This window comes from Cytobacillus depressus (assembly GCF_008923245.1).
Classification (GTDB): Bacteria; Bacillota; Bacilli; order Bacillales; family Cytobacillaceae; genus Cytobacillus; species Cytobacillus depressus.
The window spans coordinates 935,239-956,984 of the sequence record NZ_WBOS01000001.1 but is presented as its reverse complement, the minus strand read 5'-3'; the positions used below and the strand labels follow the sequence as shown (position 1 = coordinate 956,984).

22 protein-coding genes are annotated in these 21,746 nt (G+C 37.9%); 14 read left to right on the top strand and 8 right to left on the bottom strand.

The annotated features are described in order from the left end of the window. Positions 1-60 precede the first annotated feature (60 nt). Together F7731_RS04585 and F7731_RS04580 are read left to right on the top strand one after the other, a co-directional pair. Positions 61-909: an EcsC family protein gene (locus F7731_RS04585; RefSeq protein ID WP_151533574.1), complete on the top strand. Its 849-nt coding sequence runs from the start codon at positions 61-63 to the stop codon at positions 907-909. Continuing rightward, a complete protein-coding gene (locus tag F7731_RS04580) occupies positions 896-1,408 on the top strand; it encodes a MogA/MoaB family molybdenum cofactor biosynthesis protein (RefSeq protein ID WP_151533573.1) in 513 nt (170 codons plus the stop codon). The genes F7731_RS04585 and F7731_RS04580 overlap by 14 nt, the downstream gene beginning before the upstream one ends. Positions 1,409-1,455: 47 nt before the next feature. Here the strand turns inward: F7731_RS04580 and F7731_RS04575 are convergent, their stop codons facing one another. Further along, positions 1,456-1,770, bottom strand: a complete 315-nt coding sequence (locus F7731_RS04575) for a hypothetical protein (RefSeq protein WP_151533572.1) — start codon at positions 1,768-1,770, stop codon at positions 1,456-1,458. 285 nt (positions 1,771-2,055) lie between these two features. Here F7731_RS04575 and pbp4b point away from each other — a divergent pair, with 285 nt between their 5' ends. From pbp4b to argH, 3 genes are all read left to right on the top strand, one after another. Next, entirely contained in the window at positions 2,056-3,465 is a 1,410-nt protein-coding gene (pbp4b, locus tag F7731_RS04570) for a penicillin binding protein PBP4B (protein WP_151533571.1), read from the top strand. 191 nt (positions 3,466-3,656) lie between these two features. Continuing rightward, positions 3,657-4,865 carry an argininosuccinate synthase gene (locus tag F7731_RS04565; RefSeq protein WP_151533570.1) on the top strand — a complete coding sequence of 403 codons (1,209 nt, stop codon included), beginning with the start codon at positions 3,657-3,659 and terminating at the stop codon, positions 4,863-4,865. Continuing rightward, the gene (argH, locus tag F7731_RS04560; protein ID WP_151533569.1) at positions 4,862-6,241 is read left to right on the top strand and encodes an argininosuccinate lyase; all 1,380 of its coding nucleotides are present in this window, start codon (positions 4,862-4,864) and stop codon (positions 6,239-6,241) included. Before F7731_RS04565 ends, argH begins: the two co-directional genes overlap by 4 nt. A 55-nt stretch (positions 6,242-6,296) precedes the next feature. Here the strand turns inward: argH and F7731_RS04555 are convergent, their stop codons facing one another. From F7731_RS04555 to F7731_RS04545, 3 genes are all read right to left on the bottom strand, one after another. Further along, complete coding sequence (locus F7731_RS04555; protein ID WP_151533568.1) at positions 6,297-6,563, bottom strand: YciI family protein; 267 nt, start codon at positions 6,561-6,563, stop codon at positions 6,297-6,299. A 92-nt stretch (positions 6,564-6,655) separates the two neighbouring features. Continuing rightward, on the bottom strand, positions 6,656-7,270 hold the full coding sequence (locus F7731_RS04550) for a DedA family protein (RefSeq protein ID WP_151533567.1): 615 nt from the start codon (positions 7,268-7,270) through the stop codon (positions 6,656-6,658). Positions 7,271-7,505: 235 nt separating this feature from the next. Further along, on the bottom strand, positions 7,506-7,958 hold the full coding sequence (locus tag F7731_RS04545; protein ID WP_151533566.1) for a universal stress protein: 453 nt from the start codon (positions 7,956-7,958) through the stop codon (positions 7,506-7,508). A 108-nt stretch (positions 7,959-8,066) separates the two neighbouring features. Here F7731_RS04545 and F7731_RS26350 point away from each other — a divergent pair, with 108 nt between their 5' ends. Further along, on the top strand, positions 8,067-8,234 hold the full coding sequence (locus tag F7731_RS26350; protein WP_170289635.1) for a hypothetical protein: 168 nt from the start codon (positions 8,067-8,069) through the stop codon (positions 8,232-8,234). A 47-nt stretch (positions 8,235-8,281) separates the two neighbouring features. Here the strand turns inward: F7731_RS26350 and F7731_RS04540 are convergent, their stop codons facing one another. Continuing rightward, entirely contained in the window at positions 8,282-9,379 is a 1,098-nt protein-coding gene (locus tag F7731_RS04540; protein WP_151533565.1) for a M24 family metallopeptidase, read from the bottom strand. Between the two features lie 185 nt (positions 9,380-9,564). Here F7731_RS04540 and F7731_RS04535 point away from each other — a divergent pair, with 185 nt between their 5' ends. From F7731_RS04535 to F7731_RS04525, 3 genes are all read left to right on the top strand, one after another. Then, entirely contained in the window at positions 9,565-10,245 is a 681-nt protein-coding gene (locus tag F7731_RS04535) for a metal-dependent hydrolase (RefSeq protein ID WP_151533564.1), read from the top strand. Between the two features lie 240 nt (positions 10,246-10,485). Beyond that, the gene (locus F7731_RS04530) at positions 10,486-10,731 is read left to right on the top strand and encodes a hypothetical protein (protein ID WP_151533563.1); all 246 of its coding nucleotides are present in this window, start codon (positions 10,486-10,488) and stop codon (positions 10,729-10,731) included. Positions 10,732-10,833: 102 nt separating this feature from the next. Then, entirely contained in the window at positions 10,834-12,150 is a 1,317-nt protein-coding gene (locus F7731_RS04525; protein ID WP_151533562.1) for a CBS domain-containing protein, read from the top strand. Between the two features lie 49 nt (positions 12,151-12,199). On the opposite strand, the gene F7731_RS04520 is transcribed toward F7731_RS04525, so the two are convergent. Beyond that, positions 12,200-12,493 (bottom strand): YtpI family protein, encoded by a 294-nt coding sequence (locus tag F7731_RS04520; RefSeq protein WP_151533561.1) that lies wholly within the window; start codon positions 12,491-12,493, stop codon positions 12,200-12,202. Between the two features lie 120 nt (positions 12,494-12,613). On the opposite strand from F7731_RS04520, the gene F7731_RS04515 reads away from it, so the two are divergent. Then, positions 12,614-13,549, top strand: a complete 936-nt coding sequence (locus F7731_RS04515; RefSeq protein ID WP_151533560.1) for a DHH family phosphoesterase — start codon at positions 12,614-12,616, stop codon at positions 13,547-13,549. 62 nt (positions 13,550-13,611) lie between these two features. On the opposite strand, the gene ytrI is transcribed toward F7731_RS04515, so the two are convergent. Further along, a complete protein-coding gene (ytrI, locus tag F7731_RS04510; protein WP_151533559.1) occupies positions 13,612-14,112 on the bottom strand; it encodes a sporulation membrane protein YtrI in 501 nt (166 codons plus the stop codon). Continuing rightward, the gene (gene ytrH, locus F7731_RS04505) at positions 14,109-14,444 is read right to left on the bottom strand and encodes a sporulation membrane protein YtrH (protein ID WP_151533558.1); all 336 of its coding nucleotides are present in this window, start codon (positions 14,442-14,444) and stop codon (positions 14,109-14,111) included. Before ytrH ends, ytrI begins: the two co-directional genes overlap by 4 nt. A gap of 200 nt (positions 14,445-14,644) precedes the next feature. Here ytrH and dnaE point away from each other — a divergent pair, with 200 nt between their 5' ends. The 4 genes from dnaE (at position 14,645) to accA (ending at position 21,607) form a co-directional block, all read left to right on the top strand. Beyond that, a complete protein-coding gene (dnaE, locus tag F7731_RS04500; protein WP_151533557.1) occupies positions 14,645-18,004 on the top strand; it encodes a DNA polymerase III subunit alpha in 3,360 nt (1,119 codons plus the stop codon). 262 nt (positions 18,005-18,266) lie between these two features. Further along, on the top strand, positions 18,267-19,505 hold the full coding sequence (gene ystJ / locus F7731_RS04495; RefSeq protein ID WP_151533556.1) for an NADP-dependent malic enzyme: 1,239 nt from the start codon (positions 18,267-18,269) through the stop codon (positions 19,503-19,505). Between the two features lie 264 nt (positions 19,506-19,769). Next, complete coding sequence (gene accD, locus F7731_RS04490; protein ID WP_151533555.1) at positions 19,770-20,636, top strand: acetyl-CoA carboxylase, carboxyltransferase subunit beta; 867 nt, start codon at positions 19,770-19,772, stop codon at positions 20,634-20,636. After that, entirely contained in the window at positions 20,630-21,607 is a 978-nt protein-coding gene (accA, locus tag F7731_RS04485) for an acetyl-CoA carboxylase carboxyl transferase subunit alpha (RefSeq protein WP_151533554.1), read from the top strand. Before accD ends, accA begins: the two co-directional genes overlap by 7 nt. Positions 21,608-21,746: the final 139 nt, after the last annotated feature.

The window sequence follows — 21,746 nt, the reverse complement described above, 5'->3', positions numbered from 1 at the left end:
CATATTACCTGAGCTCGCTCGATAAATTCCTTTAAAAAACATTGAATGGAGGAATACTGCATGGCAATGACCGTACGAGAGAAAAAAGTCTGGTTCGAAATTCAAGAGTGGGAATATAAATTATTCAGCTACGAACCTAATGATCTTGTATTAACATATGAAAAATACTTGGAAAAATCTTTTTCCTTACTTCCAGATCGTATTCAGGAGCAATTTTTTGCAACTCTCGATAACTGGCTGTTTCATCTTCACGCTCTTATACAAGGTTCTCAGCTTCAATTAGATGCAAAAGAACGGATTTTAATGGCTGGGCGTGTTTTTAACGATCAAATTGAAGGGATAAAAGATTTACGATTGTTGAGTATTGACCAGCTACAATACATAGCCGAACAGCAAATTGCCCGCCACCGTCTATATTCATTCGCCCAAGGCGGGATGGCGGGAACAGGGAGCTCACTTATGCTTGGAGCGGATCTTCCGGCAATGGCCGTCATTAATTTGCGTGCAGTTCAATTAGTTGCTCTAGTATATGGGATTGAAGTAAATACTCCTTTTGAAATGATGAGTTCCTTGAAAGTTTTTCATGCAGCTACACTACCAGTTCGCATGCAAAGGGCCGCTTGGGAAGAGTTAATTAGCGATCTGCATAATCAAGATGATTATTTTTACGAGGGAAAAGAAGAAATTACTGATGTGACATGGCTTGAGCAGCCAATGAAGCAATTATTGAAAGGCATGGCCATTTTGACATTCCGCAACAAGTATATTCAAGGCATTCCTTTAGTCAGTATGGCAATCGGAGCAGGGACGAATTATCAGCTAACTAGAAAAGTAACCGAATTCGCACATAAATATTATCAATATCGCTATTTGCATAAGAAAGGAGAAGAAACGCTTGAGTACAATTGAGCATAAGAAAGAAGCTCCAAAACACGTTGTCTGTAAAGTAATTACTGTGAGTGATACACGCGATAAGGAATCGGATAAAAGCGGGAAACTCATGATCGACCGATTGCAAGAAGCTGGGCATACAGTAAAGGATTATGTCATTGTTAAAGACATTAAGGATCAGTTACGCGCTGAAGTACTAAAGGGCTGTGAGGATCCAGAAATCGATGTCGTCTTAACGAATGGCGGAACAGGCATTGCCCTTCGAGACATTACAATCGAAACGGTAAAAGAATTATTTGATAAAGAAATAGATGGTTTTGGCGAGCTTTTTCGCATGCTTAGTTATCATGAGGATATTGGCTCTGCCGCAATTCTTTCAAGAGCGGCCGCTGGTGTTGTAAAAAATAAAGCCGTCTTTTCAACACCAGGCTCTTCTGGTGCTGTGCGGTTAGCGATGAATAAGCTAATTTTGCCTGAGTTAGGGCATGTTGTAAGAGAATTGAAAAAAGACTTATAGAGATGAAAAGAAAAAATCCTTTCGGCGGAAAGGATTTTTTCTTTTGTTTATAAATGCACTTTCTCCGAAATATCTTGATTCGTTCGGTACCACAGCCAGAGATCGTTAATAATGGAGGCCAGCTCGGAAATTTCGCTGTTCAATTCGCAAGATTTAATAAAATTTCCTTCATCAGAAAGCTGTGCCTGCTTCATATTAATAAATTCCTCAAGCTCAGCAATCCGATCAGGAATTTTCCCTCTAATCTTCTCCCACTGATACAAAATTGTTTGCTGAACATGTTCAGGATATTGCCCCCAATTCCAATCGAATGAAGGAATGGAAATGCCAAGCCGCTCATCATGTGTGAAATACTCGACCATAATAAAATCCCCCAAATATTTATTGACTCCATTCTACTATAAGGAGATCGCACCTTCCATGGAATTGGATTATTTACTTCCATTTTTATCTTAAACATTTATCAAAGTGCACCTACTGAAACTAAATAACTATATTTTTTCTATAGAGCTCCTGGTTTTTAGTTCAATCATACTAATTGGTTTGAAAAATGAACTATTTTTTCCATGATGCATTTACAAGAGATAGGGCTTCGTATAAGATGAAAATGGTTTTATGAATATTCTGATATTTGGAGGAGGAGAAAAATGAAAGGCTTTTATTGCAGACTACTAGTAGTTATTTTTGCTCTAGGAATATTGATACCTTGGTCTTCATTTGGGGTTACTAAAGCAACAGTAGAAACTGAAGCTTTACCTTCTAGACTGAATTTTGAAAAGAATAATATTGAGAAGGGGAAAGTTAAGTATCCAACTTTAAAGAATGCTGGAAAAGCTGAAGAAGCTGAAGAAGCTGGCTTTTCATCCGAAAAGTTACGAAATGTTGATAGACTAATCGAAGAAGAAATTAAAAATGGATTCCCTGGAGCAGCACTTGTGATAGTAAAAGATGGAAAAATAGTTAAAAATGCAGCATATGGCTATGCAAAAAAGTATGATGGAAATAATCTTCTTAAACATCCTCAAAAAATGAAAATTGATACGGTGTTTGATTTAGCATCTAATACAAAAATGTATTCTGTAAACTATGCGCTACAGCATTTAGTAAGTGAAGGGAAAATTGATATAAACCAAAAAATCCAATACTACTTCCCAAATTTTACAGATAACTTAGCAGATAAAATTAAGGGGAAAGATCAACTTCGCATCATTGACCTTCTTCATCACTCAGCAGGCTTTCCTTCAAGTGTCCATTACCATAATCCAGTCAGAGCAGGTGAGTTATATTCACAAGATCGTAATACCACTTTAGAAATGATTTTAAAAACTCCGCTGCAATATGAACCGGGAACCTCTCAAATTTATAGCGATATTGATTATATGCTTCTTGGTTTTATTATTGAAAAAGTGACAGGACAGCAATTAGATCAATATGTTGAAATGAATATTTATAAACCGTTAGGGCTAAAATCAACATTGTTCAATCCGCTTACTAAAGGTTATAAAGAAAAGGATTTTGCGGCTACTGAGTTAATAGGAAATACGCGTGATGGAGTCATTTCGTTCCCGAATATTAGAACGCATACTCTGCAAGGAGAAGTTCACGATGAGAAATCTTTCTATTCTATGGGGGGCGTTTCTGGACACGCAGGCTTATTTTCTACAACCGGTGACCTTGCAGTTTTGCTCCAAGTCATGCTTAATGACGGAGGATATGGTAAGGTGAAACTTTTTGATAAGGAAACGATTGATCTATTTGTTAAACCAAACGATCTGAATCCTACATATGGCTTAGGATGGAGAATTAATGCGGATGAAAGTATGAAATGGATGTTTAGTGAATATGCAAACAAAAATGTAATAGGGCATACAGGGTGGACCGGAACGATAACTGTTATAGATAGGGAAAATAATTTAGGTATCGCGTTATTAACAAATAAAAAGCATTCCCCTGTAATTGATCCAATAGCCGATTCAAACAAATTTTATGGAGACACATATGATATAAGTCAATATGGAAGTATTATCACTGCTATTTATGAGGCAATGATTCAATAGAAGAAAGAAGCAGAATTTCCTCCGATTCTGCTTCTTTCTTATTATATAAAAAAATATGAATTTATTTTTATACATTTTACGAATAAGTATTGATTTTTAATTTTAATCTATGATAATATTATCACATCAAAAAATGAATAAACATTATATGTGTTGTATAAATATACATTAATATTAGGAGGAATTTTATCATGTCAAATCCCAAAATTGTGCTTGCCTATTCAGGCGGATTAGATACTTCAGTAGCGATTAAATGGTTAGAAGAGCAAGGTTATTCTGTTGTTGCCTGTTGTTTAGATGTGGGTGAAGGAAAGGATTTAAACTTCATTCAGCAAAAAGCATTAACAGTTGGTGCAGTTGAATCGTATGTGATTGATGCCAAAGAAGAGTTTGCGAATGATTATGCATTAATGGCCCTTCAAGCGCATGCATTATATGAAGGAGTATATCCGTTAGTTTCTGCACTTTCCCGTCCGCTTATTGCAAAAAAGCTAGTCGAAGTGGCTGAAAAAGAAGGGGCTGTGGCTGTAGCCCATGGATGTACAGGGAAAGGAAATGACCAAGTTCGTTTTGAAGTGGCTATTCATGCATTAAATCCAGACTTAGAAGTTTTAGCTCCTGTTCGTGAGTGGAAATGGTCGCGTGAAGAAGAAATTGAATATGCAAAACAAAAGAATATTCCAATTCCTATCAATCTTGATTCTCCTTTTTCAATTGACCAAAATTTATGGGGAAGAAGCAATGAGTGCGGAATTTTAGAGGATCCTTGGGCAGCACCGCCGGAAGAAGCATATGAGCTAACTTCAAGCCTTGAAAATGCTCCTGACACACCAGATGTTGTTGAAATCGAATTTGACCAAGGTGTTCCAGTAAGCTTGAACGGAAAGAAATATTCATTAGCAGACATTATTTTGGAGCTGAATTCACTTGCAGGCAAGCATGGTGTTGGCCGTATCGACCATGTTGAAAATCGTCTTGTTGGGATTAAATCGCGTGAAGTATACGAGTGTCCAGGTGCAATGACACTAATTAAAGCACATAAAGAGCTTGAAGACTTAACTCTTGTTAAAGAAGTGGCTCACTTTAAACCAAATATTGAGAAGAAAATTGCTGAGCTTATTTATGAAGGATTATGGTTCTCTCCATTAAGAACAGCATTAGCTGCATTCTTAAAAGAGACACAAGCGTATGTAACAGGGACAGTTCGTGTGAAGCTATTTAAAGGCCATGCAATCGTAGAAGGAAGAAAATCTCCATATTCTTTATACGATGAAAAGCTTGCTACTTATACATCTGATGATGAATTTGATCACAATGCAGCAGTTGGCTTTATTAAGCTTTGGGGCTTACCGACAAAGGTACAAAGCATTGTTCAACAAAACAAGAAGGTGACAATGTGAAAAAATTATGGGGCGGCCGTTTTTCAAAATCAGCCGAGGAATGGGTAGATGAATTTGGCGCCTCGATCTCCTTTGACCAGGAATTAGTTCTGGAGGACATTGAGGGGAGCATTGCTCATGTCACGATGCTTTCGAAGTGCGGAATCATCTCCGAGGCTGAAGCGAGTCAAATAAAAAATGGCCTTGAGCAATTGAAAGAAAAAGCTGCATACGATGAGCTAAGCTTTTCCGTTAAGCTAGAAGATATCCATATGAATCTAGAAAGCTATTTAACGGAGCTTGTTGGTCCTGTTGGCGGAAAGCTCCATACGGCACGCAGCCGTAATGATCAGGTTGCTACCGACATGCATTTATATTTACGCAAGCAAGTCCAAATCATTATCGAGCTGATTGAAGAAATGCAGCTGGCTTTATTAGAACAGGCAGCGGCAAATATTGAAACATTGATGCCAGGCTATACACATCTTCAAAGAGCGCAGCCAATATCATTTTCTCATCATTTAATGGCTTATTTTTGGATGCTTGAACGTGATAAAGAACGTTTCGCTGAAAGTGTAAAAAGAATTAATGTGTCCCCGTTAGGCGCTGGAGCGCTTGCGGGAACAACATTCCCTATCGATCGTCATTTAAGCGCAGAATTGCTTGGATTTGAAGGGATTTACGAAAATAGTTTGGATGCAGTTAGTGACCGTGATTTCATTTTGGAATTTTTATCTGGCAGCTCGATTTTAATGATGCATTTATCAAGATTAAGTGAAGAGTTTATTCTTTGGTCCAGTCAAGAATTTAAATTTATTGACCTTGATGATAGCTTCGCAACGGGCAGCAGCATTATGCCGCAAAAGAAAAATCCGGATATGGCAGAGCTAATCCGCGGAAAAACGGGCCGAGTTTATGGAGACTTAATGGGTCTTCTTACAGTATTAAAAGGTTTGCCGCTTGCTTACAACAAGGATATGCAAGAGGATAAGGAAGGCATGTTTGATACGGTAAAAACAGTGACGGGCTCTCTTAAAATATTTGCTGGCATGATCCGTACAATGACTGTGAATAAGAATCAAATGGAAAAGGCGACAAAAACTGATTTTTCGAATGCAACCGAGCTTGCTGATTACTTATCAAGCAAAGGCATTCCTTTCAGGGAGGCACATGAAATTGTCGGGAAGTTAGTTTTAACATGTGTAAACAAAGGCTGCTATCTTGCTGATTTATCGCTAGAAGAGTTCGTAGAAGCACATCCATTATTCGAAAAAGATATTTATGAAGTTCTTGATCCAGCCACAGCAGTGAAGAGACGGGATAGTGCTGGGGGGACTGGCTTTGAACAAATTATGATTGCAATTAAGAAAGCGAAGGATTTAATGGCGAAGAAGTAAATTGCAAAGTAGAGTGCTCTCAATAAAGAGGACACTCTACCTTTTGTTTAGAAGGCTAAATATTAAGAGTGCTTTTCCATTCTTTAATAGTAAATTCACGTGTTCTTTCAATCGCAGCGGGATCTTTTTCGGCAAGCTGCCAGGCTTCCTCCATAGTTTCTGCACGAAAAATAATCAATCCTCCAGTATGATCTGTAAAAGGACCTTTCGTGATAATTTTTCCTCTCTCAATTAAATCATTCAAATAATCAATATGCTCCTTACGTATGGCCTCGTCCTTAATAGGATCAACGGTTTTCATGATAGCGATGAAATAGTTCATTCTGCAACTCCTCCTCACATTCTATTCTTACTACATTTTTGATTGAATTATGAGAAAAGTCGCCTTGGAAATTCAAATATTGTATTTCGTTATTACTTGTACACCTCTTTGTTTTTTAAAACTCTTTTCTTTCTCCAATAGAAATAAACAAATATTGCAATCAAAATCAAAACAATAGGAATAATCACCATGCTAAATTTAGAAAACAGTTTTTCTACATTACGCCAATTTTTTCCTAAAAGCTTTCCTGCTGTAATAAAAGTGGAACTCCAGAATATGGCACCTAAATAGGCAAAAAGGGCAAATTTTTTAAAGGAGTAACTGTTAATACCTGCTAGATAAGCAGTGATATGACGAACCCCAGGGATAAAGAAACCAATAAAAAGCAGAAACGGACCGAATTTTTGAAATAGTTTTTTTGCTTTATTAATCTTTTTCTCATTAATATGAATTTTTGGACCGAACTTATGTAAAAAAGGCAAACCTAGCTTGATTCCTAAAAAGTAACTTAAAGATATTCCGCCAATTGCCCCGGTATACGCACTGAGTAAAGCGGGGATGTAAGCAAGATGTCCTTGAAATACATTAAATCCAACGTATGTAAGTAGGACCTCATCAGGAATCGGAAGGCCAATTATCCCTCCAATTAACGCGAGTATGATTCCGAAGTAGCCGTAATGTTCTATAAGATGATTTACATATTGCATCCAATTATCCCCACCAATCACAATTTCCTATAAGTATGAGTTATTTAGAGGGAAATTATTATCTTTTATCATTATTAGAATTAGAACTGGGAGGAACCTATGAAAAAGAAAATCATAGTTTGCGGACTCGGAATTACCATTAATAACAGCATGGAAAATTACAAGTTTAGAATTTGATATATAAATATTAATAAAAAAATGATGCACGGCTATCCATGCATCATTTTTTATTAAACTATTTGTCATCTTTGCTTGTACGAACAACGAGCACGTCACAAGAGGCATGGCGGACAATGTTTTCCGAAACGCTGCCGATAAGGAATCGTTCCACGGCATTCATTCCGGTAGCCCCGCAAATAATTAAATCTACCTCTTGCTTCTTAGCAAGATCTTTAGGAATAATCATTTTCGGCGAGCCGTAATCAATTACATATTCCACCTTAGAAACTCCAGCTGCCATTACTTCACTTTTATATTTCTCCATTAATTCTCTTGCAAACATATTGCCTCTTTCCACAATTGTACTATCGTAAGCCTCAACAGTCGAAAACGTGCGAGTATCTATTATATGTGCCAGAGTTATTTGAGCATCATCTCGCTTGGCAATTTCAATCGCCTTTTTTAATGCCCACTCTGCTTCTGTTGACCCATCTACTGCTACTAAAATATTTTTATAATTCATCCCCATGAATATCTCCTCCTTTACCTTAATTAAATACCCAATTTACGTATATCTGTAACAAAAAATCGAACACTAAGATGGTTAGTTCATAATATCTTTTAGGAGTGAAATAAGATGGAAAAGCGTAATCCAGACCCAAAGGAAGCTATTTATTTTTTCAATGAAGAAGGACAAAACGAGGTAAGTGAGCAAATCATGGATGCTTATAATAGTGGTGTCATTGATCAGTCTAATGCTAATTTTAGCTTAAATACTGAAGAGGAAGCAGAAGGGGAAATATAAGATTAATTGGACTAAAAAAGCTGTCATGAGCGACAGCTTTTTTGTATTTATCTAATAATTTGCAGTTCTTTCGGGAACTTCGTTAATATTTCTGCCCCGTCTTTTGTGATGGCTAAATCATCTTCAATCCGAACGCCAGCGATTTCCGGCACGTAGATTCCTGGTTCGATTGTGTAAACCATTCCTTCTTCAAGAATGAGCGGGTTCGTTTCTGTTAAGGATGGATATTCGTGCACACTAATTCCTAATCCATGGCCTAAACGATGTGGGAAATATTCGCCGTAACCGGCATCAGCAATAATTTTTCGCGCTGTTAAGTCTATATCAGCACATGTAGCGCCAGGCTTACTCGCCTCAACAGCCGCAAGCTGTGCCTTCAAAACAGTATCGTAAATCTCTTTTTGCTTCTCATTAATATCCCCATAAGCAACTGTTCTTGTAATATCTGAGCAATAGCCATCCACAACGACACCTAAATCAAATAGGACAAAATCGCCTTTTTTAATTCTTGTTAATCCCGGATTTCCATGAGGGGAAGCCGCATTTGTTCCAGTTAGTACCATTGTTGAAAATGACATTTCCCGAACGCCTTTTTTCTTTAGTGCATACTCGACCGCTGCAAGGACCTCAAGCTCTGTTTTTCCTTCTTTTATTTCGGCACAGCCTGCTTCAATGGCGAAATCAGCTAATGCACATGCTTCACGGATGATACTTAATTCTTTTTCATCCTTGATCATTCGAAGCTTTCTTAATTTCTCTTCGGCAGAAATAAAGTTTGCCCCGCTAAACATTTGTGTAAGGATTTCAAAGCGCTCAACATTCATATGCTCTTTTTCAATGGCCACATTTTCAACTTTCTTTACACGGCTATTGATTGATTTATGGATCATTTCCCAAGGATTTTCAATATCGCTGTAAGAAATAATCTCATTACTCCAGCCGGCATTTTTTGCATCTGTTTTATCCAAAGCCGGACAAACAAGGAAAGGCTCTTCATCTTGAAAAACAGCTAAGCCCAGAAGACGTTCATGAGGATCGCTTAAAAAACCGCTAAAATAAAAAACATTTTCAGGTGATGAAACAAAGCAAACCTGTACATCGTTTTCCTTCATCCAAGTGGATAATTTCTGTATTCTTGTATTCATAAATACCCTCCAAAATCTATTTGTACATTCATTGAACTATTAATATAAAAAGATTAGCAATATAAAATGCAAAAGTAAACTTTTAGAACTATGTGAAAAAGGGTATAAGTGAATTGAAAAGCAGGAAAATCAAATCTTTCGTTGAAATCAATTACATAAGAGAAAGAATAGAAAGGGGAAAACTGATGAAAGTATCATTTCATGGGCATTCTGTTGTAAAAATTGAGTCACAAGGAAAGACGATTCTTATCGATCCGTTTATTACTGGCAATGGATTGACAGATCTAAAAGTGGAGGATGTAAAACCAGATGTGATTATCGTTACCCATGGACATGGGGATCATCTTGGGGATACAGTTGAATTAGCTAAAAAGCATGATGCTCTCGTTATAGCAAACTTTGAGCTCGCAACTTATTTAAGCTGGCAAGGTGTGAACACTCACGGAATGAGTATTGGCGGCGCCTATCAATTTGATTTTGGCAAAGTTAAGCTGACACCTGCCTTCCACGGAACTGGACTGGAGACAGGGAACAATGAAATCATTTATTTAGGCATGCCGGCTGGAGTGCTTGTTACAATTGAGGATAAAACGATTTACCATGCTGGTGATACGGGCCTATTCTCTGATATGAAATTGATTGGTGACCGTCATCCAATTGATCTAGCCTTTTTACCAATTGGAGATAATTTTACAATGGGTCCCGAAGATGCAGCATATGCAGCTAGTTTATTAAGTGCAAAAAAGGTTGTTCCAATTCACTATAATACGTTTCCTCCGATTAAGCAGGACCCGCATAAATTTGTAGATATGCTAAAACCAGGTGTTGGCCAAGTACTAGAGGTTGGCGAATCCATTCAATTGTAAAAAAAAAGTTGCGCAGCTAAAGTGATAGCTGCGCATTTTTGTCTAGCTCAGCGCCTACCCCCGACGTACAGGACGTACTAGTGTCGACAACAGGACAAGGAAGGCTTCGGAAGCGTAATCATCGCAGGAACAATTTGATCTGTAATTTGTTCCGAAGACGCATACGCTTTTCGATTATGATTCATTTTCCCAGCATGTCCGCATACATATAAATGAAGAAGATTAGGGGGAGTGAATAAAATGAAACAAAATCGATATTTATTATGTCTTCTCGTATGTGGCTTGCTCCTTTACTTTGCCGTTCCGAGGTTAGGGGTATTTAATCAAGGGCTGGAAGGAATCTTTTCAATTACATGGCTTGCCTTTGCCCTCATTGTTATTGCTGGGAATTTAACAGCTTTGCTTTATGCACCGAAGAAATCAGCAGCAAGCACAAAACCGAAAGCTATTCAGGAAAGAAAGAGAGCCAGATCCTACAATCGCTAATATTGAACTATTAATCGCTGCGAATGCACACATTGAATTGTATTAAAGGCGTTTCTAACCTTATAATGAAGATATAGGAATTATAGAAAAAGGGTGAACGTCTTGGCTACAAAACATGAGCAAATATTGCAATATATTGATGAATTGCCAGTCGGAGAAAAAATATCTGTCAGACAAATTGCCAAGGCATTGACAGTCAGCGAAGGAACAGCCTATAGGGCTATTAAGGATGCTGAAAATAAAGGTTATGTTAGTACGATTGAACGTGTTGGTACAATTCGAATCGAAAGAAAGAAAAAGGAGAATATTGAGAAGCTTACTTTTGCCGAGGTTGTTAATATTGTCGATGGACAAGTATTAGGCGGAAGAGATGGCTTGCATAAAACATTAAATAAATTTGTTATTGGCGCAATGAAGCTTGAGGCGATGATGCGCTATACGGATGCAGGAAGCCTTCTAATTGTTGGGAATCGAACAAAAGCTCATGAACTTGCACTTAAGGCAGGTGCAGCTGTTCTAATTACAGGTGGATTTGATACTGATGAGAATGTAAAAAAGTTAGCGGATCAATTACAGCTTCCTATCATCTCCAGCAGCTATGACACCTTTACGGTTGCGACGATGATCAATAGAGCGATTTACGACCAGCTCATTAAAAAGGAAATTATCCTTGTAGAGGATATTTTAACTCCGCTAGAGGACACTGTTTATGTAAAGCCAACGGATAAAGTGTCAGATTGGCTTCACTTTAACCGACAAACAAGTCATGGACGTTTTCCTGTCGTAGATAAGAACTTAAAGGTGTTAGGAATGGTGACTGCGAAAGACATTATGGGTCATGAGGCAGATACCCCTATTGAAAAATTGATGACGAAAAATCCAATGACTGTTGGGAAGCAAACGAGTGTCGCATCGTCTTCCCATATGATGGTTTGGGAAGGAATTGAAGTACTCCCAGTTGTCGATGATTCTAATAAGCTAGAAGGGATCATTAGCAGGCAGGATGTGCTAAAAGCTTTGCAAATGATTCAGCGGCAACCCCAGGTCGGTGAAACCCTTGATGATATTGTTACAAATCAATTAGTGCTGACAAAGGGCAAGGCAAAAGGAGACGATGTCTATCGCTGTGAGGTCACACCGCAAATGACGAACCATCTCGGTACCATTTCATATGGTGTGTTCACGACGATCGTTTCGGAGGCGGCCAATCGGATCTTGAGAAATTATAAAAAAGGTGATTTAGTCGTCGAGAATATGACGATCTATTTTTTAAAGCCTGTCCAAATTGAAAGCATGCTAGAAATTTATCCGCGTGTTCTCGAGGTAGGGCGTAAATTTGGGAAAGTCGATGTAGAGGTCTATAATGAAGGTGTCCTCGTCGGGAAAGCGATGATGATGTGCCAATTGATTGAAAGATAGAATGATAATAAAAAGCCGTTCCATTATCGGAGCGGCTTTAAAAAATAATTTATTCCTTCGCTTCATTTGCAGCAATCGGTAAATAATAATTATATGCTTTAAATCCAGCAAAAATAGAAAATGCACCTAAAAGGATAAAGATTCCTGCTATAATATAAGTGGTAGTATTTCCGTTTAAGAATAACTGGTTTACTCCGAACAGGGCGACAAATAAGCCTAAAGCAATACTCGATTTGGAAGAAATCCATTTTCTTTCGGCTGGCTTCTTAGTGCGTACATATTTTACTTTGTAATATACATAAAATGAAAGTGTGATTGTAATTAAGATAACTAACGCTGGCATGTTCAGAAACCTCCATTATTCAGTCCTCACAGTTATTTTAACGGTTTACTAAGGAAAATGCCATATATTGAATGTTTTCTTTTCCCTTTATGAAAAAAAATTAAATAAAAGGAGATAAAAATGAAAGAGAAGATATTAAATACGATTAAAGAATATGAAACCATTATCATTCACCGACATGTTCGTCCAGATCCAGATGCATACGGTTCCCAAGGCGGTTTAGCCGAGATTCTAAAGGCCTCCTTCCCAGAAAAAAATATTTATACCGTTGGGAAAGAAGAAGAAACTCTTCATTATCTTCGCAGGCTTGACGAAATTCCAAATGATACATATAAAGGTTCTTTAGTTATTGTTTGTGATACGGCGAATGCTGAGAGAATTTGTGATGATAGATACCATTTAGGGAATAAATTAATTAAAATTGACCATCATCCAAATGCAGACCCTTATGGGGATATGATGTGGGTCGATACAGATGCAAGCTCTGTTAGTGAAATGATTTATGAATTTTACCTATTTGGCAAGGATAAAGGCTTGAAAATGTCTGATGAAGCGGCAAGGCTCTTATTTGCTGGAATCGTTGGAGATACAGGCCGTTTTCTGTTTCCAAGCACATCAGAAAAAACATTCGCCTATGCCGGTGAGCTCATCCATTATCAGTTCTCAAGACCTCAATTATTTGACAAAATGTATGAATTATCACCGAATGTTGTGAAGTTAAATGGATATGTCCTGCAAAATTTTGAAATGAATAAAAACGGCACAGCTTCAATGATTTTAAGTAAGGATTTATTAGAGAAATTCGAAGTAAAGGCGTCGGAAGCCTCTCTTCTAGTAGGTGTACTCGGTCAAATTAAAGGAATTAAAGCATGGGTTTTCTTTATAGAGGAAGAAGATCAAATTCGCGTTCGTCTCCGCTCTAAAGGTCCAATCATTAATGAAATTGCCAGAAAATATCATGGGGGTGGGCACCCGCTTGCTGCTGGAGCTTCCATCTACTCGTGGGATGATTCAGATGAGGTAATTAAAGATTTAGAAGAAGCTTGTAAGGAATAACGATCATAGGTAGGGACCCTGCACATGCGAAGAGACAAATAACAGGGCCCTTTATTTAATAATCAGTCGAGCATAATTTCAAGGTGAACAGAAAGTGTTGTATAAATAGTCATAACTTTGACTTCCACACGATAACGTTTTTCATTCACCTTGAAAATTTTGTTTTCAATAATTTTTTTTATTAAATCCTGGCTTTTATGAACGGTATCCAGATCTTTAGCCATCATCATATGAATATCATCGTTAATTTCGTTTTCAATAACGTAAACGCTATATGAATCTAATTTGTATTTATCACTATTTATTATTTTGATTTTTATATCTTGGATGGTTAGCTGTGCACGATTTTTATTATTGAGTTCCTTAAATTCCTCCTGCCAAATCTTTTTATCATTTCTCAGCTCGGCAATTTCTTCCTTCTGTAGCTTTATCTCTTTGCTATACTTCTCGTGCCATTCTCCAAAAATATAGAGAAAGACGAACCAGCTGATCATCCCGCCAATGGCCATGCCGGCTAAGAAGCGCTGCCAGGCAGGCTTATGATATAACGGCGGAATTCTCATGAAACATGCTCCTGTGTCAGCCAATTAATGAGCATTGCACCTGTTTGCGCTCCTCCAAGGGCAAAAAGGATTAATAGGAATTGTTTAAAGAGATCTTTCGTTTGACCGTCTAACACTCCTTTTTCAAAACTGTAAACAGTATCAAATGTTCCGCCGATAGCTGCAATGATGGCCCAAATTCGAATAATGTTAGATATTCGGTACGCTTCTGTTAATGGCGGCTTCCCTGTAAGAAAAGCGGCGAGGCTTCCAATAATCGAACCACCGATGACGACTCCAAGTGCAATGAAATAACTATCAAATAATGAGGCGAAAAAAGGCTGGATTTTCATGATCATCCTTCCTTACTATTTTTAAAATGCCTTTTAGTCATAACTATTTGTTTACCACTCTCTAATCATCATATGGACAAACTTTTTAAAATATGTTTAATGGCTGACACAATATTTTTTGGTGAAAAGAGAACATATTTTCTTTTTCATCATAACCAATCTATAATATTTAGAAGAGAAGATTTAAGGGTGTGAACAAATTGTCATTTATTCACCTTCATGTATATAGTGCATATAGCTTACTAACAAGTACGGCGACAGTTGAACAGCTAGTAGCGGATGCGAAGCAAAAAGGATTTCCCGCCATTGCTTTAACTGATCGGAATGTAATGTACGGTACGGTTGCCTTTTATAAAGAATGTTTAAAGCAATCGATCAAACCGATTATTGGGCTAACTGTTGATGCCATTATCGGGGAGCATGGTGAAGCATTTCCTATTGTCCTTCTGGCAAAAAATCAAACTGGTTTTCAAAATCTATTAAAAATAACGAGTGTCGTCCAAACTAAATCGCCTGAAGGGATTCCGGGTAAATGGCTGAAGGCCTATTCGGACGGGCTTATTGCTATCAGTCCGGGGATGGATGGAGAAATTGAGCATTATTTAGCAAATGATGATTATGAGCAAGCAAAGGGCACGCTACACGTATATAAAGAAATGTTTGGAAGCGAAAATTTCTACCTTTCGCTGCAAAATCATCATACAACAGGGGAGGAAAAATTCCTTCCGAGCTTAGTTCGTTTGGCCGAAGAATCAAACACTGAATTAGCGGCAACGAACCAAGCACATTATCTATCCAAAGAGGACGCCTTTGCACAGGAATGCTTATTAGCGATTAAAAACGGGGAGAAGCTCCAAGATGAAACAAGGGAGCGACTCCAGAGTGATCAATATTATTTAAAGACAGCGCAGGAAATGACAGAGATATTCATAGACTATCCAGATGCTCTGGAAAACACTTTGAAAATTACCGAACAGTGCAATGTCATGCTTGAACTTAATCAGCAGCACCTCCCTAAATATCCCGTTGAACAACAGCTAACGGCTGATAAACTTCTTGAGGAGATTTGCTGGATCGGGTTGCAAGAAAGATATCCAAGCATTTTAGAAGAGCATAAAAAAAGGCTTGCCTACGAGCTGCAAATTATTAAAAAAATGAAGTTTAGCGATTATTTCTTAATTGTTTGGGATTTTATGAAGTTTTCAAGGGAAAACGGAATTTTAACAGGGCCAGGCCGTGGATCGGCAGCAGGTTCAATGGTCGCATATGTTTTGTATATAACGGATGTTGATCCGATTGAGCATAAGCTGTTATTTGAACGATTCCTTAACCCAGAGCGTATTTCTATGCCAGATATTGATATCGATTTTCCCGATCACCGCAGAGATGAAGTGATCAGGTATGTATCGCAAAAATACGGGGAGCTTCATGTAGCGCAAATTATTACATTCGGAACTTTAGCTGCCAAAGCTGCATTAAGGGATGTCGGAAGAGCCTTTGGTTTAAATCCAAAAGAATTAGACAGCCTCTCAAAAAGAGTTCCTTCTAAGCTAGGAATAACTTTAAGTAGAGCATATAAAGAGTCAGAGCCTTTAAGAATGTTTGTCGATGAATCAAGCTTAAATCGCAGACTATTCGAAACAGCACTTAAGCTTGAGGGATTACCAAGGCATACATCTACCCATGCCGCAGGAGTCGTTATAAGTGAAAAGCCATTAGTAAATACGATACCGATTCAGCAGGGTCATGATGATGTCTATTTGACGCAGTATTCTATGGAGCATTTGGAGGATGTTGGGTTATTAAAAATGGACTTTCTAGGACTACGGAATCTATCTTTAATTGAAAACATCCTCAAGTCCATTCAAAAAAAATCTGGAAAAAAAGTCGATATTAAAGCGATCCCCCTTCATGATCAAGCAACATTCGAATTATTAAGCAGGGGAGAAACGACAGGTATTTTTCAGCTTGAATCAGAAGGCATGAGAAAAGTATTAACAAAGCTTCGTCCTTCTTGTTTTGAAGACATCGTTGCTGTGAATGCCTTGTATAGACCTGGTCCAATGGAGAATATACCAACCTTCATCGAAAGAAAGCATGGAAAGCAGAAAGTCACTTATCCTCATTCGGACTTAATTCCGATCCTTGAGAATACATATGGGGTCATCGTTTATCAGGAACAAATCATGCAAATTGCTGCTAAGTTGGCAGGTTTTTCGCTCGGAGAAGCGGATTTACTGCGAAGAGCGGTAAGCAAGAAACAGAAGGAAGTATTGGACCTGGAAAGGGAGCACTTTGTAAAAGGCTCATTGAAAAAAGGATATGACGAAAAAACCGCGAATGATATATATGATTTAATTGTCCGCTTTGCTAATTACGGATTTAATAGGAGTCATGCTGTTGCTTATAGCTTCATATCTTATCAGCTCGCCTATTTAAAAACCTACTACCCGATTCATTTTATGGCTGCACTGCTTACGTCTGTTATTGGCAATGAGGAGAAGGTTTCACAGTATATCAGAGAAATGAAACAAATGAATCTTAAAATCCTTCCTCCTTCCATCAATAATAGCAGCTATTCTTTTCAAGTTGAAAAAGATGCCATTCGCTATAGCTTGGCTTCAATAAAGGGAATCGGAGCAACTGCGCTCAAGGAAATTTTTCGTTCGCGGAGAAACAAACGCTTCGATGATTTATTTGATTTTTGTATTCGAGTATCAGAAAAAGCGGTAAATCGTAAAGTACTAGAAGCTTTAGTATATTCGGGGAGCTTCGATGAATTTAAGCAAGACCGGGCAGTCCTTCTTGCTAGTATCGATGCAGCCACCCAGCATGCGAATTTATTAAAAACAGAAGATGACCAATTTGATTTCTTTTCAGAAACCGATTTCTTTCCAAAGCCAAAGTATACAGAAGTAGATCCAATCCGCTCGGAAGACAAACTGGCACTGGAGAAGGAAGTTTTAGGAATTTATTTATCAGACCATCCAGTTTCAATTTATGAAAAATATATGCCTTTACTGAAAGCCAGATTGTTATATAAATTGGAGGCGAATAAAGGCTTAACTCGCGTTGTCGTCTATTTGACCGATGTGAAAAAAATTAGGACAAAAAAAGGGTTAGCTATGGCCTTCTTAACTGTCAGTGATCAAACGGATGAAGTAGAGGCAGTTGTGTTTCCAAACATATACAGCAAATTTTCTTCCATGTTAAAACAAGGGAATATCCTTGTGATTGACGGTAAATGGGAAGAGAGAGATGGAAAACGCCAAATTATCATCCAAACATGTGAGGAAGTTAATGCGGCTATTGAAAAGGAAGAGAGCAAAGATCCTGTTTTATATTTAAAAATTACAAAAGAAAATGAAAATCCTGAAATCCTCCATCGTCTAAAAAAAATATTTACTGAAAATCAAGGAAATATTCAAATCGTCTTATATTATGAAAGTTCAAAAAAGAGAATTCAGTTAGGTGAAGAGGATTCAGTTCATCCAACAGAAGAATTTATGTCAAAATTAAAGAAAATTCTTGGTGAACAGCATGTAATATTAAAAAAATAGCCTTTTTCCTCATCAATGAATGTCTTTACATCAGCATCAAATATGGTATATTTGTTAAAAGAGAAATGGTCTGACCACCAAGAGACACGAGCCAATTTCCCATACCTTATGATTTTTGGGGTCAATAATTTCTGTCATTGTAATAAAAGATTACTACTAAGAAACCTAGCATATAATAGCTTGCGCATGCCAAGTTTTAGATTATTTTACATACTGTTTGATTTATGCCGTTATCATGAGCAATCCAAAGGAGTGTAAAGACATGACTTTACGTGAAGAAGCCCTTCACATGCATAGAGTAAACAAAGGTAAGCTTGAATCCAAATCAAAGGTACTAGTGAGAGATGCGCGGGATTTAAGTCTCGCATATTCACCAGGCGTTGCAGAACCATGTAAGGAAATTTACGATAAGCCTGAATCTGTATATGAATATACGATGAAAGGGAATATGGTAGCAGTTGTATCAGATGGTACAGCCGTTCTCGGACTTGGTAACATCGGTCCAGAAGCGGCACTTCCTGTTATGGAAGGAAAAGCGGTACTTTTTAAAAGCTTTGCTGGTGTGGATGCATTTCCCATTTGTTTAAACACTACCGAGATTGATAAAATAGTTGAAACGGTTAAATTGCTAGAGCCTACATTTGGAGGCGTAAACCTAGAAGATATTGCCGCACCGAATTGCTTTGTTATTGAAGAAAGATTAAAGAAAGAAGTAAATATCCCTGTATTCCATGATGATCAACATGGAACAGCTATTGTAACGGTAGCTGGTCTTGTGAATGCATTGAAGATCACTGGAAAGAAAATGAATGAAATTCGCGTTGTTGCGAATGGAGCTGGTGCAGCGGGGATTGCTATTATTAAGCTTCTATACGCATATGGAGTAAGAGATATCATTATGTGTGATACGAAGGGCGCAATTTACGAAGGCCGTCCACACGGAATGAATGATATTAAAAACGATGTCGCTAAATTTACGAATCGTGACAATGCGAAGGGCAATCTTGCAGATGTGATTAAAGGGGCAGACGTATTTATCGGTGTGTCTGCAGCAGGCTCATTAACGGCAGAAATGGTCAGCTCGATGAATCAAGATCCAATTATCTTTGCCATGGCGAATCCGAATCCAGAAATTATGCCTGATGAGGCAAAAGCGGCAGGTGCTGCTGTCATCGGGACTGGAAGATCTGATTTTCCTAACCAAGTAAACAATGTCCTTGCCTTCCCAGGTATTTTCCGTGGTGCTTTAGATGTAAGAGCGACACATATTAATGAGAAAATGAAGGTAGCCGCGGTTGAGGCGATTGCAAGTCTTATTACAGAAGAAGAATTAAATGCAGATTATGTCATTCCAGGTCCTTTTGACTCTCGAGTTGCTCCAGAAGTTGCGGCTGCAGTTGCAAAAGCAGCGATGGAGACTGGAGTAGCAAGAATAAAAGTGGATCCTGAAGATGTGAAAGAAAAAACGCGAAAGCTTGCGGTCATTGGGAAAAGTGAGTAAGTCTTGAACTTAAATTTTGCGAGCGCCTAATTATTGGGCGCTTTTCCGTTCGTGAAAAAAATGAAAAGTTGGAGACATTATGAAAAGTGTAAGGAATTTGTCGAATGATTAGCGACAAGTTTCTGCATAATTTACAGCACTTTTATTCTATATTGAAAAAATAGACAAGCTTATCCGATATTAATGAATTTTTGTTTGAAGTGGTCAACTCACTTTCTGTCTTGATAAGAAGCAGTGTTTATATATAGAACGGGAGGTTTAACCTTGCTTAAAGAGATTTTTACAAAGCCGAAAAAGAAGAAATATGCGACGATCCCTTCGGAAGCAGCAAAGCAGGATGTTCCCGAAGGAATAATGACGAAGTGTCCGAACTGCAAAAAGATTATGTACTCGAAAGAATTAGCAAAAAATTTAAAGGTTTGTTTTCAATGTGGATATCATTATCCAATGAACTCGAAAGAGCGGATAGACAGCTTTTTGGATGAGAATAGTCTTGAGGAATTAAATGCAGGGATGATTTCCGAAAATCCATTAAATTTCCCTGATTATATTGAAAAAGTTGAAAAAGACCGAAAAAAGTCAGGAATTAACGAAGCGGTTGTTACCGGAATTGGATCGGTTGGTGGCCATAAAATTGTATTAGCCGTGATGGATTCTACGTTTAGAATGGGAAGTATGGGTTCTGTAGTTGGAGAAAAAATTACCCTTGCCATTGAAAAAGCGGATGAGTTGTCTGTTCCATTTATTATTTTTACTGCCTCAGGAGGAGCGCGCATGCAGGAAGGTGTGCTAAGCCTTATGCAAATGGCTAAAACGAGCGTTGCCTTAAAGAGATTTAGTGATAATGGCGGATTAATTATTTCTATTATGACCCATCCAACTACTGGGGGAGTATCGGCAAGCTTTGCTTCACTTGGTGATTATAATTTAGCTGAGCCAGGAGCATTAATTGGCTTCGCTGGCCGAAGAATTATTGAACAAACGATTCGCGAAGATCTTCCGAAAGATTTCCAAACAGCGGAATTCCAATTAAAGCATGGTCAATTAGATGCAGTGATTTCCAGACAAGATATGAAAGAAAGAATTGAAACAATTCTCTCGATTCATCAAGGGGGTGACGTCGAATGGTAGGAGAACTAGAATTTGAACGCCCAGTTATCGAACTCAGAAAAAAGATAGCGGAGCTTAAAGAATTTACGCAAAATGCTGATGTAGATTTATCTGCGGAAATAGAGAAATTAGAAGCACGTTTAGGGAAATTAGAGAAAGAGATATATGAAAATATGAAACCGTGGGACCGCGTACAAATCGCTAGACACCCAGGACGCCCAACAACATTGGATTATATTTCTCTACTTTTTACAGACTTCTTTGAATGCCATGGAGATCGAACATTTGCAGATGATGAGGCAATTGTCGGCGGAATTGCAAAGTTTAAAGGTCTTCCCGTTACGGTTATTGGCCATCAACGTGGGAAAGATACGAAAGAAAATATTCGCAGAAATTTTGGGATGCCACATCCTGAAGGATATCGTAAAGCACTTCGATTAATGAAACAGGCTGAAAAATTTAGACGTCCTATTATATGTTTCATCGACACGAAAGGCGCCTATCCAGGAAAAGCAGCCGAGGAACGTGGTCAAAGTGAAGCAATTGCCCGTAATTTATTTGAAATGGCTAGCTTAAAAGTGCCTGTCATTAGCATCGTGATAGGTGAAGGCGGAAGTGGCGGTGCCTTAGCTCTTGGAGTAGGCAACCAAATTCATATGCTTGAGAATTCCACATACTCTGTTATTTCTCCTGAAGGTGCAGCAGCTATTCTATGGAAAGATGCGACTCAGGCAAAAAGAGCTGCAGAAAGCATGAGAATAACAGCTCCTGACCTAAAGGATTTAGGCATAGTGGATGAAGTGATTTCAGAAGTTAAGGGCGGAGCACATAAAGATATCAAAAAACAAGCTCTATTCATTGATGAAATCCTTCTGCAATCGCTTAAAAAACTTAAACAATTAACTGAAGAAGAATTAATTATTCAACGATATGATAAATATAAATCCATCGGTGAATATTCTCACTTAAAGGAATTCATCGGAGTAAAGTAAGAACATGCTTTTATGGCATGTTCTTTTTATTTGGCTTAAGTTGTGATAACAGAGGCTTCGTGGTATTTTAAGATTAGGGCAAAATGAAGAATAATTCTTCGTTTAAATAGTCATGACTCTTTAAAAATTTTATTATTTT

Bases quoted from the DNA above. Each gene is read 5' to 3' on its own strand.
- F7731_RS04585 (WP_151533574.1), top strand. From the start codon at position 61: ATGGCAATGACCGTACGAGAGAAAAAAGTCTGGTTCGAAATTCAAGAG.
- F7731_RS04575 (WP_151533572.1), bottom strand. From the start codon at position 1,770: ATGGTCGAGTATTTCACACATGATGAGCGGCTTGGCATTTCCATTCCT.
- pbp4b (WP_151533571.1), top strand. From the start codon at position 2,056: ATGAAAGGCTTTTATTGCAGACTACTAGTAGTTATTTTTGCTCTAGGA.
- F7731_RS04565 (WP_151533570.1), top strand. From the start codon at position 3,657: ATGTCAAATCCCAAAATTGTGCTTGCCTATTCAGGCGGATTAGATACT.
- F7731_RS04555 (WP_151533568.1), bottom strand. From the start codon at position 6,563: ATGAACTATTTCATCGCTATCATGAAAACCGTTGATCCTATTAAGGAC.
- F7731_RS04550 (WP_151533567.1), bottom strand. From the start codon at position 7,270: ATGCAATATGTAAATCATCTTATAGAACATTACGGCTACTTCGGAATC.
- F7731_RS04545 (WP_151533566.1), bottom strand. From the start codon at position 7,958: ATGGGGATGAATTATAAAAATATTTTAGTAGCAGTAGATGGGTCAACA.
- F7731_RS26350 (WP_170289635.1), top strand. From the start codon at position 8,067: ATGGAAAAGCGTAATCCAGACCCAAAGGAAGCTATTTATTTTTTCAAT.
- F7731_RS04540 (WP_151533565.1), bottom strand. From the start codon at position 9,379: ATGAATACAAGAATACAGAAATTATCCACTTGGATGAAGGAAAACGAT.
- F7731_RS04535 (WP_151533564.1), top strand. From the start codon at position 9,565: ATGAAAGTATCATTTCATGGGCATTCTGTTGTAAAAATTGAGTCACAA.
- F7731_RS04530 (WP_151533563.1), top strand. From the start codon at position 10,486: ATGAAACAAAATCGATATTTATTATGTCTTCTCGTATGTGGCTTGCTC.
- F7731_RS04520 (WP_151533561.1), bottom strand. From the start codon at position 12,493: ATGCCAGCGTTAGTTATCTTAATTACAATCACACTTTCATTTTATGTA.
- F7731_RS04515 (WP_151533560.1), top strand. From the start codon at position 12,614: ATGAAAGAGAAGATATTAAATACGATTAAAGAATATGAAACCATTATC.
- ytrI (WP_151533559.1), bottom strand. From the start codon at position 14,112: ATGAGAATTCCGCCGTTATATCATAAGCCTGCCTGGCAGCGCTTCTTA.
- ytrH (WP_151533558.1), bottom strand. From the start codon at position 14,444: ATGAAAATCCAGCCTTTTTTCGCCTCATTATTTGATAGTTATTTCATT.
- ystJ (WP_151533556.1), top strand. From the start codon at position 18,267: ATGACTTTACGTGAAGAAGCCCTTCACATGCATAGAGTAAACAAAGGT.
- accA (WP_151533554.1), top strand. From the start codon at position 20,630: ATGGTAGGAGAACTAGAATTTGAACGCCCAGTTATCGAACTCAGAAAA.